8 protein-coding genes are annotated in these 15,413 nt (G+C 64.0%); 7 read left to right on the forward strand and 1 reads right to left on the reverse strand.

Annotated elements, in window-relative coordinates; genetic code table 11:
• Positions 1-299: 299 nt before the first annotated feature.
• The 5 genes from VPH40_RS01320 (at position 300) to VPH40_RS01340 (ending at position 13,075) form a co-directional block, all read left to right on the forward strand.
• Positions 300-3,572 (forward strand): TIM-barrel domain-containing protein, encoded by a 3,273-nt coding sequence (locus VPH40_RS01320; protein ID WP_328572400.1) that lies wholly within the window; start codon positions 300-302, stop codon positions 3,570-3,572.
• Positions 3,573-3,676: 104 nt separating this feature from the next.
• Positions 3,677-6,622, forward strand: coding sequence for a TonB-dependent receptor plug domain-containing protein (locus tag VPH40_RS01325; protein WP_328572401.1), 2,946 nt, complete (start codon positions 3,677-3,679; stop codon positions 6,620-6,622).
• Positions 6,623-7,125: 503 nt separating this feature from the next.
• Positions 7,126-10,173: a TonB-dependent receptor gene (locus VPH40_RS01330; protein WP_328572402.1), complete on the forward strand. Its 3,048-nt coding sequence runs from the start codon at positions 7,126-7,128 to the stop codon at positions 10,171-10,173.
• A 66-nt stretch (positions 10,174-10,239) separates the two neighbouring features.
• Complete coding sequence (locus VPH40_RS01335) at positions 10,240-11,631, forward strand: Gfo/Idh/MocA family protein (protein WP_305061687.1); 1,392 nt, start codon at positions 10,240-10,242, stop codon at positions 11,629-11,631.
• 127 nt (positions 11,632-11,758) lie between these two features.
• Positions 11,759-13,075 carry a DUF3472 domain-containing protein gene (locus VPH40_RS01340; protein WP_328572403.1) on the forward strand — a complete coding sequence of 439 codons (1,317 nt, stop codon included), beginning with the start codon at positions 11,759-11,761 and terminating at the stop codon, positions 13,073-13,075.
• Positions 13,076-13,085: 10 nt separating this feature from the next.
• On the opposite strand, the gene VPH40_RS01345 is transcribed toward VPH40_RS01340, so the two are convergent.
• Positions 13,086-13,598 (reverse strand): hypothetical protein, encoded by a 513-nt coding sequence (locus tag VPH40_RS01345; protein ID WP_328572404.1) that lies wholly within the window; start codon positions 13,596-13,598, stop codon positions 13,086-13,088.
• A gap of 247 nt (positions 13,599-13,845) precedes the next feature.
• Between VPH40_RS01345 and VPH40_RS01350 the strand changes: the two genes are divergently transcribed.
• Together VPH40_RS01350 and VPH40_RS01355 are read left to right on the forward strand one after the other, a co-directional pair.
• Complete coding sequence (locus VPH40_RS01350) at positions 13,846-14,358, forward strand: sigma-70 family RNA polymerase sigma factor (protein ID WP_305051745.1); 513 nt, start codon at positions 13,846-13,848, stop codon at positions 14,356-14,358.
• A complete protein-coding gene (locus tag VPH40_RS01355; RefSeq protein WP_328572405.1) occupies positions 14,358-15,332 on the forward strand; it encodes a FecR domain-containing protein in 975 nt (324 codons plus the stop codon). Before VPH40_RS01350 ends, VPH40_RS01355 begins: the two co-directional genes overlap by 1 nt.
• Positions 15,333-15,413 lie beyond the last annotated feature (81 nt).

Below are 15,413 nucleotides of genomic sequence, written 5' to 3' on the forward strand. Positions count from 1 at the left end.
TAGTGTGCTGCAGTGCAGCGTGAAAGCGTGTGGCGGCGCGACCTGTCGCTGAAATGCGACGATAACGAAAGTATGTATCGTAATTTTTTAGTAAAACGTAAGATAAATGAGCTGATTTTAGGTATTTTATTAATAAATTGGCGCCAAAACTTTCTTTTTGTTGACGATATTTATTTTTCTTCTTAAAGTAATTTCATTGAATTACTTCTGAAAGCCAGCCGATGAAACCTCTCCCGCTTCCCCGCCGCCTCCTTTCCGCCTGTGTCCTCGCCGCTCTTGCCACTCTGTCTGCGCCTGGCTTGCAGGCCGCGACCATCGGCAATCTGCAGTCATTGTCCGCCGTGCACCCGGCCGACGTGGTCAAGGGCGAGGCGCTGGGCTGGGATGTGCGCAGCGACACGGGCATGCAGTTGCGTATCAGCCTGCCGCAGGCGGACGTGCTGCGCATCCAGGCGGGCGGCAAGGGGGGCTTGACGGGCCCCGGCGACAAGGCCGCGCCCATCGTCGTGGGCCAGCCGGCCGCGCAGGTGGCATACCAGATCGACGAACAGCCCGGCCATATCCTGATCAGCACCGAAGCCCTGAGCCTGCGCATCGACCGCAAGCCGCTGCGCTTTACCTTGTACCGCAAGGGCGACGCGGTGCCCCTGTGGCGCGAAGTGCAGCCGCTGTCGCTCGACGACAAGCAGGGCGTGCAGGTGCTTTCCAGCCTGCCCGGCGAACGATACTTTGGCGGCGGCCAGCAGAATGGCCGCTTCGAATTCAAGGGCAAGCAGGTGCCCGTGTCGTATTCGGGCGGCTGGGAAGAGGGCGACCGGCCGAATCCCGCGCCATTTCTCATGAGTTCACGGGGCTGGGGCATGCTGCGCAATACCTGGTCCGACGGGAACTACGACTTGCGCGACAAGGAACAGATATCGCTGCAGCACGCGGAAGGCCGCTATGACGCGTATTTCTTCGTCGGCAAGGACGTGCGCGACGTCGTCACCCGCTACACGGACTTGACGGGCCGCGCCCGCATGCTGCCCCGCTGGGCGCTGGAATACGGCGACGCCGATTGCTACAACGATGGCGACAACGTGAAAAAGCCCGGTTCCGTGCCGAAGGGCTGGACGGATGGCCCGACCGGCAAGACGCCGGACGTGGTGGAAAGCGTGGCGCGCCAGTACCGCGAGCACGACATGCCGGGCGGCTGGATTCTGCCCAACGACGGCTATGGCTGCGGCTACACGAATTTGCCGGAAACCGTGAAGGGCCTGGCCGGCTATGGCTTCCGTACGGGTCTGTGGACGGAAAACGGCGTCGACAAGATCGCGTGGGAAGTGGGCCAGGCGGGCAGCCGCGTGCAAAAGCTGGACGTGGCGTGGACGGGCAAGGGCTACCAATTCGCCATGGATGCGAACAAGTCGGCCTACGACGGCATCCTGAACAACTCCGACAGCCGGCCATTTCTGTGGACGGTGATGGGCTGGGCCGGCATCCAGCGCTACGCCGTGGCCTGGACGGGCGACCAGAGCGCCAGCTGGGACTACATCCGCTGGCACATCCCGACCCTGATCGGCTCGGGCCTGTCCGGCCAGGCGTATGCGTCCGGCGACGTGGACGCCATCTTTGGCGGCAGCCCGGAAACCTATCTGCGCGACTTGCAGTGGAAAAGCTTTACGCCCGTGCTGATGGGCATGTCCGGCTGGGCCGCGGCCGAGCGCAAGCATCCGTGGTGGTTCGAGCAGCCGTACCGCGACATCAACCGCCGCTACTTGAAACTCAAGATGCGTTTGACGCCGTATATGTATACGCTGGTGCGCGAAGCGGAGCAATCGGGCGCGCCGCTGGTGCGGGGCCTGATGTGGGACTACCCGCAAGACCCGGCCGCCTACACGGAAGCCTATAAATACCAGTTCCTCCTGGGCCGCGACGTGCTGGTGGCGCCCGTCTACCGCAGCCAGGCCGTCAGCGGCGGCTGGCGCAAGGGCATCCACCTGCCGCAGGGCACGTGGTACGACTACTGGGACGGCCTCCAGGCCACGGCGGACGCGAAAGGGCGCGACCTGGACATGCAGGTCACGCTGGACAAGTTGCCCGTGTTCGTGCGGGCCGGCGCCATCCTGCCCATGTATCCGGAAATGCTGTATGACGGCCAGAAGCCGAAGGATCAGCTCACGCTCGATATCTACCCGCACGGAGATTCCGAATACACGCTGTATGAAGACGATGGCAACACGCGCCAGTACCAGGGCGGCGCCTTCAGCCAGCAAGTCATCCGCATGCGCCAGACGGGCGGCGACGTGCAGGTCGACATCGGCGCTGTCGATGGCCAGTACCAGGGCCAGGAAGCGCGCCGCGGCTATGCGCTGCGCATGCTGGCGGGCCAGGCCCCGGCCGCCGTGCGTGCCGGCGAACGGCTGATCGCGGCAGCCGGCGACCGCGCCGGCTACGACAAGGCGCTGGACGGCTGGTATTTCGATGCTGCCGACCGCCAGGGCACCCTGCACGTGAAGGTGGCGGCGCAGGATATCCGCCAGGCCTTGACCTTGCAGGTCGCCGGTGCGCTGGCCGTGGCGCGGCTGGACGCCGACTTCCCGGCCGCGCCCGTGCCGGGCCGCGCCTTGCCGGCCGATGCCATGCAGGTGGTGGGACGTCCGTTTGAGGAAAATGGCTATCCGCTGGAAAACGCCTTCGATGGCAAGCCGGAGACGTGGTTCCGCACCGTGCGCAGCCCGTCCGTGAAGAGCGGGCCGCACGAATGGGTGATCGGCTTCACGGAACGGCGCCTGGTGGACGGCATCGAACTGGCGCCGCGCAACGACCAGCACTGGAAGCATGGCCAGGTGCGCGACTATGAAATCTACATCGGCGACAACAATGGAGAGTGGGGCGCACCGCTTGCGCGTGGCACCCTGAAACTGGAACAGGGCACGCAGACGATCAATTTCCCTGCCACGGCCGGGCGCCTGCTGCGCTTCCGCGTGATGAGCACGCAAAATCCGGAAGGCGATGGCGCGGCGTCCACCGACCCGATGGTCACGGCGGCGCAAGGCGCACCGGTGGCGCGCGCGTTCGATGCGGCGCTGGCGACCGACGTGGCGCCCGTCACCCTGTCCGAATTCCGCGTGCTCGAGCACCGCGTGGCCGAAGGCGAGGAGGTGCAGCGCTATCTGTCGGACCTGGCGCTGCCGAAGCATATCGCGAAAGACAGGCCAGCCGGCAAGGCAGCCGAAATGCGCATGAACGGGCTGTGGTTCCGCAAGGGCCTCGGCGTGGGCCCCGCCAGCCGCATCGACTTGCAACTGGCGGGCAACTGGAATCTGCTGCGCGCCGACCTGGGCGTGGACGATAGCTGCCGCAGCGCGGGCGGCTTGCAATTCCAGGTCTGGAGCGGTGAGCGGCTGCTGTATGACAGCGGCCTGGTCACGGCTCCCGGGGTGGTCAAACCCGAAATCGACGTGCGCGGCCTGAGCCAGCTCAGTTTGCGCACCCTGGGCGCGCGCGGCGCCCACCCGTCCCAGGTCTGCGGTAACTGGGCCAACGCCGTGCTGACCGGCACGGAAGGCGCGACCGTCAAGCCGCGCTAAGCAACTTCACTTCATCATTTCACCAAAAACGAGCCCCTCTTCGGACCGGGGAGGGGCTCTTGCAACCTGACGAAAACAAATCACTGATAAAAAGGGAGATGGGAATGCACTTGAAAAAACTGATGGTCGCCATGGTGGCGGTAGGATTGGCGTCAACGGCGCTGGCAGCGGAGGAAGAGAAACTGACGCGCGTCGAAGTGACGGGGTCCAGCCTGAAGCGCATCAACGCGGAAACGGCGTCGCCCGTACAGGTGATCAACGCCAAACAGATCGAGAACATGGGCGCGCTCACCTTGCTGCAGGTGCTCGACAACCTGCCCGCCGCCCGTCCGGCGCAGCAGGACTTCCGCTCGATGTTCACGGGCTCGGACGGCGGTTCGCAGGCGAACTTGCGCGGCCTCGGTGCGCAGGGCACCCTGGTGCTGTTGAATGGCCGCCGCCTGTCGTTCTATGGCGCGCCGGCCGGCTTCCAGACCATGTTCGTCAATATCGACGCCATTCCCGCCGCTGCCATCGAGCGCATGGAAATCCTCACGGATGGCGCGTCGGCCGTGTATGGCTCCGATGCCGTGGCCGGCGTCATCAACGTCATCACCAAGAAGTCGTATCAGGGGCTGGAGGCGCGCGCCAACGGCGAGTTTTCGCCCAGCGTGAAATCCTATGGCGAGCGCCAGGCCAGCGTGCTGTATGGCCTGGGCGACCTGGCCAGCGACGGCTACAACATCTACGGCTCCGTGAACGTCTACCAGCGCGACCGCATCGCGCTGGCCGACACCTGGCGCAAGCGTCCCGCGTATTTTTATGCGAATAATCCCAACTTCATCCCGAACATGCGCGTGGGCGTCGGCAGCGAACCGGGCACGATGAACCCCGGAACCTTCTTTGTCTTCGACAAGGCCAACAACAATGCCCGCACCCAGCGCGCCGCGCCTGGCTGCAACACCAGCATCACGGAAGCGTCGGGCACGCGCTGCGTGTGGAATGCGCTGCCCAACCAGCTCGACACGGGGCCTACCTCGGAGCGGGCCACGGCGTATCTGAGCGGCCGGCTGAAACTGGGCGGCGACCTGGAAGCGTTCGCGGAGGGCGCCTTGACCCACATCAAGATGCGCGGCGAAAACGGTCCGTCCAGCTTCAACAGCGGCAGCACGAACAACTGGTTCGCCCGCAACACGGGCAATACCCTGAACACCTTCGCCACGCCTTTCCTGAGTCCCAACAACGTCTACCTGAAAGGCAAGCTCGATGCCGACATGGTGGCCAAGATGGGCGGCGCGGCCGGCTTGAACTACCTGCTGCAGGATGCGACGGGCCACTTCGGCCAGAAGAACGTCGATGAAAACTACCGCGCGCTCGTCGGCCTGCGCGGCAGCATCGGCGGCGGCTGGGATTTTGAAACGGCGCTCAGCGTGGCGGGCAGCCATTCCACCTTGTTCCAGACGGCGAACATCAACATCAAGGGTTTTGAACAGGCATTCGGCCCGTTCACGAAAGACCCCGTCAGCGGCCGCACGTTCATTTCGGACAATCCCGCCTACAAGTTCGGCGAAATCAGCGAGGCCAATGCGGCGCTGCTGCGCAGCGCCTACCCGACCTTCGCCATCGAATCGTGGACCAAGCTGATGACCTGGGATGCGAAGCTGGAAGGCACCTTGTTCAAGCTGGGCGAGCGCGAAGTGCGCGCCGCCGTGGGCACCAACGTCATGCGCGAGAGTTTTCTCACGCCCGGCAACACGGATGCGGCCAATGGCCTGATCACGCAACAGGGCGGTTCCTGGTTCGACGGCCGGCGCACCATCGCCGCCGTGTTTGGCGAGGTGGTGGTGCCGCTTTCCGACACACTGGAAGTGAATGCGGCCGCGCGCCTGGACAAATATCCGCATTTCGCCGCCAACCTGGCGCCCAAGCTGGGCGTGATCTGGCGCGCGCGGCCCGACCTGATGCTGCGCGGGACGTATTCTGAAGGCTTCCGCGCGCCCAACCTGGCCGAATCGGGCACGGGCGGCGTCTTTGCGCAGGTGGGCGGCATCCGCGACACGGTGCGCTGCGATGAAACGAATGCCATGGCGCGCGCGCTGATGAAGTCCAAGGTGGCGACGGATGCGGACCTGGGCAAGAGCCTGCTCAATTCGAATTGCTCGACGACGGTGGGCGGCCTGACGCCGCCGAACCAGAACCTGCGTCCGGAGAAGGCCAAGATTTCCACCGTCGGTCTGGTGCTGCAGCCGGCCAAGGACGTGAGCATCTCCATCGATTACTGGTTTATCAACCGCCGCGACGAAATCGTGCGCCAGGACTTCAACGAGCTGTTTACGGAACTGGTGGACAAATACGGTCCGACCCTGGCCGGCACGCCCAGCGCCATCCGCAATGACCTGACCGACGCGGATCGTGGCAATGTGGCGGCGGTGGCGGCCATGTGCGCCAATCCCGCCAACGCGGGCGTGTGCGCGGGCGGCGTGCCCGGCTACTCGGTGGGCAACCTGGGCGGCTTGATCAACTCGTATTCGAACCGTGGCCGCACCCTGATGGACGGCGTCGACATCGATGCGCGCACGCGCTTTTCGCTGGGAGACATGGGCAAGCTGAGTACGGGCATTGCGGCCACCATCCGCAAGCGCGACACCCACGACAGCGAAGACGGTAGCGACATCAAGGGCAACACCGTCGGCTACTACGATTCGCCGCGCTACCGCGCCACCGTCAACGCCGACTGGAGCTACCGCAACTTCGTCAGCAGTGTCTTCATCAACTACTCGGGCAAGACGCGCTGGGCGTATGGCCCCTGGGACAAGGACAACACGCCGGAAAACTGCACCGCCGCCTCCGTGGCGCTGCCGGCCGGCCAGTGCAAGGGGGCGCCGTCGTACACGACGGTGAACCTGGCGTTCAACTGGAAGCCGATCAAGCACCTGGACGTGGGCCTGAACGTGAAAAACGCCTTCAACAAGCAGCCGTACTACGACCCGAACGGCTGGGAAGGCTACAACCATAGCCAGGACCTGTTCGGCCGCCAGTTTGCCCTGTCGGCCAGCTACAAGTTCTTTTAAGGCGTGACACTGCCCCGATCCGCCAGCCTGCCTGTGGCGGGCCGGGGTTTTGCCATGGAAAAGAAAAGACAATGTTCCGAAATGCACAATACGAAAGATAAACGTAAGCGAAAGACGTTTGCCCTGTCGTCTTTCGTGTTTTCCTCCCCTGATTCCCGCCCGTATCGTCCTCTGTTTGCCACCTTCCTGCAGACGCGTGTATCTGCCACACCACGATAACGAAAGTTATTCGACGCGTCACTGATTGAATCGAAAGATAAATTGCATTTATTTGCTCGATTGAGCGATAAATTACCGTTTTAACTTTCTTTTTGTTGACGATACTTATTTTTCTTTTTAAAGTAATCCCAAGAAAACGAAAATCAGCCGATACGGACTGATTTCCCGAAAGGTGCAACTGCCTGGCTGCACCGGCCGACGACCACCATAAAAATTGCGCTCCCCCGACTCCGCCCTGGAGCGGGGAGGGCGCGTATAACCCTCGATATAGACGGAGAGACATCATGCATAGCACCCGACTCAAATTGCGCGACATCAGCCGCGCCGCCGCGATCGTGATCGCACTGGCGGCCGGCGTGCCAGGCCAGGCCTGGGCACAGTCGAACGCCACGAGCACCATTTTCGGCGAAGTGAGCGCGCCGGCCGGCGCCACCGTGGTGCTGGAAAACCTGGCGACGGGCGTGCAGCGCAGCCTGACGCCGGATACGTCGGGCCGCTATGTGGCCAACTCCATGCCGCCAGGCCGCTATGCGGTGCGCGTGCTGCGTGCCGGTTCGGTGGAAGCGTCGCAGGAAGTCGAGGCCCTGATCGGCGCGGGCGCGGAAGCGAACTTCGGCCCGGCCAGCGCGGCTGGCCCCGTGGGCCAGGAGCAGACCGTCGTGGTGAAGGCGTCGCGCAATCCGATCGACGTGTCGAACACCAACAATGGCGTGATTTTCACCGCCAAGGAATTGAAGGCGCTGCCAGTCGGCAACGACGTCGCCTCCATCGTGCAGCTGACGCCGGGCGTGGCGCGCGGCACCAACAGCGTGTATGGCAATGCACCGTCGATCGGCGGCTCGGGCCAGTCCGAAAACGCGTTCTACGTCAACGGCTTCCCCATCACCAACCTCCTGACCCAGGTGGGCGCGTCGGAGCTGCCGTTCGGCGCGATCTCGAACCTGCAGGTGCTGTCGGGCGGCTACGGTTCGGAATTTGGCCGCTCCACGGGCGGCGTGATCAACATCACCACCAAGAGCGGCGGCAACAAGGTTGAATTCGGCGGCAAGGTCTCGATCATCCCCCGCTCGCTGAAGGGCACGACGGAAAACCGGTACTACCCGAACACGGGCGCCAATCCGGAGACGGATGGCACCTTGAAGTACTGGAACCGCGATAACGGCAGCACCAGCAAGGTGGTCGGCCTGTACGGCAGCGGACCGCTGATCAAGAACAAGCTGTTCGCCTTCGTGGCGCTGGAACAGACGCGCACGGACGGCGGCGCCGTCGCCGGTGCGCGCGACGACCTGGTGGACAAGGTGCTGCCGAACGGCTGGCGCGAGAGCAAGAGCAAGGTTGACCGCATGATGGCCAAACTGGACTACAACCTGACGGACGACCATCACTTTGAATATACCAAGCTGTATGACCGCACGACTACGGACAGCCAGAGCTATGGTTTTGACTATGCCACCTTGAAACGCAACAACGTGGCTGGCGGCGGGAGCGAGACCACCATCAACTGCTGCGGCTCGTCGGCCGCGCCGGGCGCGAATGTCGACATCTTCAAGTACACGGGCTACCTGACGGACAACCTGACGGTGACGGCGATGATGGGGCAGTCGCGCACTTCGCACCGCCGTACCCCGGAAGGCTACAATCCGCTGCTGGCGCAAACGTCGTCGAATGAATCAACCCAGGTGCCTGGCCTGACGTACACCAATCCGCAAATGGTGACCGGTACTCTGGTCGACCCGTCGTCGGAAGACCGCCAGAAAGCCAAGCGCCTGGACCTGGAATACAAGCTGGGCAAGCATTCGCTGCGCGGCGGCATCGACCGCATCGACGTGGAATCGAAAGTGGGCCTGAGCCTGGCCGGCGGCTACCGCTGGAAGTACCAGAAGGTCAAGGATCCGACGCTCCTGATCAACGGCGCCTTTGAAACGCCGGCCCAGGGCAACGGCTACGGCAAGGACGGCTATTACGTCAGCAAGGAATTGAACGCCAACCTGGCGCGTCCGACCAGCGTGCAATCGGCGCAGTACATCCAGGATCACTACCAGGTCACGGAACGGGTGCTGCTGGACCTGGGCCTGCGCCGCGAACAGTTCACCAACTACAGCACCGATGGCGTGGCCTTCATTTCGCAGCGCAACATGATCGCCCCGCGCGTGGGCGCCACCTGGGATTACCTGGGCGACGGCACCCTGAAATTCTTCGCCAACGGCGGTCGCTACCACCTGCCGGTGCCATCGAATTTGTCGAGCAACATGGCCAGCCCCTTCCTGGCCACCAGCGAGATGTTCACCTACACGGGCGTCGATCCCGTCACGGGCGCGCCGACGGGCCTGCACGCCATCAGCAAGCCGTATTCGGCCAACAACGCGTATGGTCAGAGCCGCGACGCGCGCGAGGTGACGGCCGTGGGCCTGAAGCCGCTGTCGCAGGATGAATTCTCGCTGGGCTTCGAACGCGCCCTGAGCAAGAAGCTGGTGGTGGGCGCCAGCTTTCTGTACCGCAAGCTGAACGACACCAACGACGACGTCTGCGACGAGCGTCCGCTGCAAGCCTGGGCCACGCGCAACGGCGTCGACACGGGCAAATGGAGCGGCTTCCAGTGCGCCATCATCAACCCTGGCCGCGACAACAGCCTGATGGTGGACTTTGACGATGGCAAGGGCCTGCGCCGCGTGGATATTTCGGCGGCGGAGTGGGGCAACCCGCTGCCATCGCGCACCTACCGCGCCTTGAACATGTTCATCGAGCACCCGTACACGAACGGCTGGTACGGCAAGCTGACCTACACCTTGTCCGGCCTGAAGGGCAATATGGAAGGCCAGACGGACAGCATCGGCGGCGGCGACGTGGGCCTGACGGTCAGCGACGACCACAAGGAACTGATGTACAACGCGTATGGCTACCTGCCGGGCGACCATCGCCACGCCTTCAAGGCCTACGGTTTCATGCAGGTCATCCCGGACGTGATGGTGGGCGCCAACCTGTCGCTGACCTCGGGCGCACCGCGCAACTGCATCGGCGCGCTGCCCGATAACCTGAGGTTCGAGAAAGATTATGATGATTCCTACTTCTATTGCAACGGCAAGCCGGCGCCGCGCGGCAGCCAGGGCCGCCTGCCGTGGCAAGCCCAGCTGGACATGAATGTGGCCTATACTCCCAGCGCCGTCAAGGGCCTGAGCCTGAAAGTGGACGTCTTCAATGTGTTCAACAGCCAGACCGTGACCCGCTACACCGAAACGCGCGAAGACCATGGCGCCATCTCCCGCAATTACCTGCAGGTCGATGGACGTACGGCGCCGCGTTCGGTGCGCTTCACGGCTGAATACACCTATTAAACTGCAGCCGGTCCGCTGTATGGCGGGCCGGCGACGAACATTACCAATGGAAGCGAGTAGAGACCAATGACAACACAAATCAATCGACGCAATTTCCTCTCCGCCAGCGCCGCGCTGGCCGGTGGCGCCATGGCCGGCAGCGCACTGCTGCCCGGCGACGCCAACGCCACCCCCGTGGCAGGCCGCGACAAGGTCCGCCTGGGCGTGATCGGCACGGGCATGCGCGGCCAGGTGCTGCTGGCTGAACTGGTGCGCCGCGACGACGTGGAAGTGGTCGCCCTGTGCGATATCGAGCCGATCATGCTGAAACACGCGCTGGGCCAGGTAGCCAAAGCCGGCAAGCCCCGTCCGCGCACGTATGGCGAAGACCGCGACCAGAAAGCCTACAAGCGCATGCTGGACGCGGGTGGCCTCGATGGCGTGATCATCGCCACGCCGTGGGAATTCCATGCGCCCATGGCGATCGCCGCCATGCAGGCGAAGATACCCGTCGGTTGCGAAGTGGTGGCCGGCATCACCCTGCAAGACCACTGGGATGTCCTGAACACCCAGCTGAAAACGGGCACGCCGTACATGTTGCTGGAGAACGTGTGCTACCGCCGCGACGTGATGGCTGCGCTGCAGATGGTGCGCGCGGGCCTGTTCGGCGAACTGCTGCACCTGCAGGGCGGCTACCAGCACGATTTGCGCGCCGTCAAATTCAACAGCGGCAATCCAGCCAAGCCGTATGGCGGCGGCGTGGAATTCGGCGAAAAAGGCTGGTCGGAAGCCCATTGGCGCACGCAGCACTCGGTCGAACGCAATGGCGAACTGTATCCGAGCCACGGCATCGGCCCGTGCGCCATGTATACCAACATCAACCGCGGTAACCGTTTTACGCGCATCAACGCCTTCGCTACCAAGGCGCGCGGCTTGCACGACTACATCGTCAAGCAGCCGGGCGGCGCGCAGCATGCGAACGCCAAGGTGAAATTCAAGCTGGGCGATGTGGTCACCACCACCCTGGCGTGCGAAAACGGCGAAACCATCATCCTGCAGCACGATACGAGCCTGCCGCGCCCGTATTCGCTGGGCTTCCGCGTGCAAGGCACGGACGGCCTGTGGATGGACTTGAACAATGCCATCCATATCGAGGGCGTCAGCAAGCCGCACCAGTGGGATGACTTCAAGGCTTACCAGGACAAGTATGAGCACCCGGTATGGCGCAAGTATGCGGCGCAAGCGGAAGGCGCGGGCCACGGCGGCATGGACTTCTTCGTCATCCACGCCTTCGTCGAAGCCCTGAAGGCCAATGCGCCGATGCCGATCGATATCTACGATGCCGTGACGTGGAGCGCCATCACGCCCCTGTCCGAGCAATCGATCGCCGCCAACTTCCAGACCCTGGACTTCCCGGACTTCACGGGCGGGCAGTGGAAATCGCGCAAGCCTATCTTCGCCCTCGACGGCAAGTACTAAGCTCCATTCGCCCGCTACCGCGCTTGCCGCCGTAGCGGGTTTTTTCTGTCCCGATCCGTTTTTCAACCGCGGCGCATGCCGCAGGACTTCTTGCGCCTGTTGCACGCCGTACTACCAGGAGACGTTGATGAAACACAGAAGTTCATTACTCTGCGCAGTCCTTCCCGCCATGCCCTTGCTGCTGGCAGCCTGCGGCGGCGCCACTGCCACCGCTACCTCAGACATGGGCGGCACCGCCTTGCTGGCCACTGGCGTGGCCACAGCGGTCACGCCCGCCACCGTGGAACTGGCCGGCAATGCCTTCATCACCAGCGGAGACAAGGGCGCCGTCATCGGCGAACATGGCCTGGCCGGCTGGAGCAATCCCGATGCCGTCGCCAGCACGTATTTCCGCGTGGCCGAGGCGGGCCCCGTCCAGGTGGCGCTCGACGCCAGCCTGGCCGATGGCGGCAACAGCACCATCCGCGTGAAGATCAATGGCGCGCCGTTCGACGTCAAGCTGGCCGGCAAGGCCCGCAAGACCTACGCCGTCGGCATGGTCGATGTGCCGACGGCCGGCTATGTGAAGGTGGACTTGCAGGGGGTGACGCGCGCAAAAGCCACGTTTGGCGACGTCGCCGCGTTGAAGGTGACTGCGAACGCGGCGCTTAATTACGCCAACGACCCGGCCAATTACTACTGGTCGCGGCGCGGTCCGTCCGTGCACATGGGTTACACGGTGCCGGCCAATACCGAGTATTTTTATAACGAGATGACGATACCCAAGGGGCAGGACGCCATCGGCTCCTACTTCATGGCCAACGGCTTTGGCCAGGGCTACATGGGCATCCAGGTGAAATCGACCAGCGAGCGCTGGATCCTGTTTTCCGTCTGGGACGCCGACAATGGCGCGAAGACCACCCTGGTCAGCAAGGGCGCCGGCGTGGTCGACAACGCGTTCGGCGGTGAAGGCACGGGCGGCCAGACCTATTTGTCGTACAACTGGGCGGCCGGCACCACCTACCGCTTCATCACGCGCGCGCGGCCCGACGGCAAGGGCGGCAGCGACTACTCGGCCTGGTTCTACGCGCCCGAGACGGGCAAGTGGCGCTACATCGCCACCTGGAAGCGGCCGGCGATTTCCACGTATCTGACGGGCGTGCATTCCTTCCTCGAGAACTTCATCGATACCCTGGGCTACACGGAGCGCCGCGTCCAGTTCGGCAACCAGTGGGCGAGGAACGTTTCAGGCGCCTGGTCGGAAGTGACGGCGGGGAGGTTCACGGGCGACGCCACGGCCACCAATGCGCAGCGCATGGATTACGCGGGCGGCCTGGAAAACGGCAAGTTCTACCTGCATAACGGCGGCTTCTTTGCCGACTACGTGAAAACCAGCCAGAACTTCACGCGTCCGGCCACGGGCCAGGCACCGGCCGTCGATGTGGCGGCCTTGCCGATGCAATAGGCGTTGATCCTTACCCCGGCCGCTTGCCCACCATCGCTTCGATGCCGCGATAGTAGGTGAGCGGGCGGCCTATCGTCACTCCCATCAATGCCGCCGCCTGGATGATGTCGTTTGTATCGCGCCGGTACACGACCAGCGCATCCATCTGGTCGGTGCCGTTGCCGTCGATCTGGATCAGGTCATAGCCGCCTTCGTCCACGGCGCGCTGCGCCAGTTCCGTGTCCAGCCACTCGAAATAGGGCAGCGCGCTACCGTCGCCTCCCTCGAGCATTGCGTACGGGAAGTCGGGGAATTCGTCGAACATGTCCTGTATCTGTTCGTGCAGCTCATCGAGCTTGTCGCCCGACGCCGTATAGCCAGCCAGGTGCCAGAGGATCGCCACCGCGTAGGCATGCGCATCGCTGTCGATCCACTCGTCGCGTGGCGCGGACGGCGCGTTGGTGATGGCGGTGACGGCCGCGTCGAGTTCCTCGCCTTCCAGGTCACCGCAGGTCAGCTTGGTCAGCAGTTCAGATAACAGCATGTTGGCCTTTCAATGGAGGGACGCCAGGCCAGGATGGCCGGCTGGGTGATGTTGTCAATACTATCATTGCCGCGTGCCGAGGCGCGCCCGGTAGAACTTGCACCGTGCATTGCGCCGGCGGACGTGGTCAGCCTGGCAATTTTGGAAAGAATCGCGTCAAACTGGCATTTGCAGGCCGCTTGCGCCGCAGCACCGCCTAGATATAGAATGCGAATCATTATTATTTGCGACCCAGGGAGCATGCGACGTGTCGGCAGCCCAACCCGGCGTCCACCAGGAGGTGGGCAGCCTGTACCACGATCACCACCGCTGGCTGCAAGGCTGGCTGCGGCACAAGCTGGGCAACGCGTTTGACGCGGCCGACGTGGCGCACGACACCTTCATGCGCCTGCTGAACCGTGATGAGGCCATCGCCGCCCGCGAGCCGCGCGCCTTCCTCACCACCGTGGCCAAGGGCGTGCTGGGCAATCTGTACCGCCGCCGCGACCTGGAAGCGGCCTACCTGGAAACCCTGGCCAGCCTGCCCGCGCAGTGCGCGCCCGATCCCGAGGCGCAGGCGATCCTGCTCGAAGCCCTGTTCGACATCGACCGCCGCCTCGACGGCCTGGCGCCCGCCGTGCGCCGCGCTTTTCTGCTGTCGCAGCTCGACGGCATGCCGCAGGCGGCCATTGCGCTGGAACTGAACATCTCGCTGGCCACCGTGCAGCGCCACCTGGTCAAAGCCATGCACCAGTGCTTCTTTTCCCCGTCGGCGCCGTGATGGGCGCCCTGAGGCCGGAAGCGGCCAGCCTGCAGGCTGTCGAATGGCTGGTGCGCTTGCAGGCCGGAGACGCCACGCCCGAAGTGGAGCAGGCCTGGCGCACTTGGCGCGGCAGCGACCCGGAAAACGAGCAGGCCTGGCAGCACGTGGAAGGCTGCATGGCGCGCATGCGTGCCTTGCCCGCGCCGCTGGCGCACGGCACCCTGGCCCGCAAGCCGCTGCACGCTCAAGCGAATGCGGCGCGGCGCCAGTCGCTCAAGCTGCTGGCGCTGCTGGCCGTGGGCGGCGGCGCCTGGCTGGCGGGCGGCGACGAACAGGCGGCCTTCTGGCTGGCCGATTACCGCACCGGCACGGGCGAGCTGCGCCACCTCGTGCTGGCAGACGGTACGCGCATCGCGCTCAACACGGCGTCCAGCATCGACGTGCGCTACGATGCGGGCCAGCGCATGGTGACCTTGTTAAAAGGCGAGATCATGGTCAGTACGGCGCGCGATGCGGCTGGCCGTCCCTTTTTCGTGCGCACGGCGCAAGGCCGCTTGCAGCCTGTGGGCACGCGTTTTGCCGTGCGCGCGGAAGGGGGGCACACACACCTGGGCGTGTTCGCGGGCGCCGTCGATATTCTGCCGGAACAGGCGCCCGCCGCCGTGCGCAGGCTGCAGGCCGGCCAGCAAGCCAGCTTCACGGCGGCGCAGATCGGTAGCGTGCAAACCTTGCCTGCCGGTGCGGATGCGTGGACGGCCGGCATGCTGGTGGCGCACGACATGCCGCTGGCCGATTTTGTCGGCGAGCTGGCCCGCTATCGCCAAGGGCGCCTGGCCTGCGATCCCGCCATCGCCCACCTGCGCGTGTCGGGCATTTATCCGCTGGCCGACACGACGCAAGTGCTCGACATGCTGACGCGCACCTTGCCCGTCGACGTGCGCCAGAGCACGCGCTTCTGGGTGAGCGTGGTGCCGCATCGGAAGCACCCGTGATTATTTTCCGAAAAAATGAGGGGTTTTCGATTTTCGCGTGACATAGCGAGTGAACCCTTCATTCACTTTCAGGAAAACAGT

The sequence above is a fragment of the Janthinobacterium sp. P210005 genome (assembly GCF_036231865.1).
Classification (GTDB): Bacteria; Pseudomonadota; Gammaproteobacteria; order Burkholderiales; family Burkholderiaceae_D; genus Janthinobacterium; species Janthinobacterium kumbetense.